Genomic DNA, 558 nt, shown 5'->3' with positions numbered 1-558 from the left:
AATAGGTTAGACCTATTATAGATATTAAAATTAGTAAATTTAAAATATGTTGACCTGGAAATGTAATAGGAGACCCAGACATTATTCCTCTTAGTTTTAAAAATGCAATTATAGAGCCGGTAAAAGTTATAGCGCCAACTGCTGCACCAATTGACATTTCAATTAAACTTGCGAGCTTAATATTTCCTACATTTCCAAGATTAAAGGCCTCCGGATTTAAAAAAGCTGAAATAGCTACAAAAACTGCAGCTAAACCAACTAAACTATGGAAACCTGCTACCAACTCAGGCATTGCAGTCATAGGTATTTTGAACGCAATAAATGCACCAATACTTCCGCCAACTAAAAGAAAACCGATTACATAAACAAAACTTGAAGAAAAATTACCGATTGATAAAAATGTTACTATAACTGCAATTAACATCCCCAAAATACCGAAAAAGTTTCCTTGTCTAGAAGTTTCAGGTGATGAAAGCCCCCTTAGCGCGAGAATAAACAACACGCCAGAGATAAGGTAAAATAGAGCCTGTAAATTTGTTGATATCATTATTTTTTCTT

At 33.7% G+C, this 558-nt stretch carries 1 protein-coding gene; it reads right to left on the bottom strand.

Annotated features, from left to right (window positions below; all coding sequences use genetic code 11):
• Window positions 1-544, bottom strand: a 544-nt coding sequence (locus AMN80_RS04905) for an NAD(P)(+) transhydrogenase (Re/Si-specific) subunit beta (protein WP_143323389.1), incomplete at its 3' end; no start/stop codon positions are given.
• Between the last annotated feature and the right edge of the window lie 14 nt (window positions 545-558).

It is taken from the genome of Candidatus Pelagibacter communis (genome assembly GCF_001179985.1).
Taxonomy (GTDB): Bacteria; Pseudomonadota; Alphaproteobacteria; order Pelagibacterales; family Pelagibacteraceae; genus Pelagibacter; species Pelagibacter ubique_J.
This window is presented reverse-complemented; position numbering and strand designations above follow the sequence as displayed.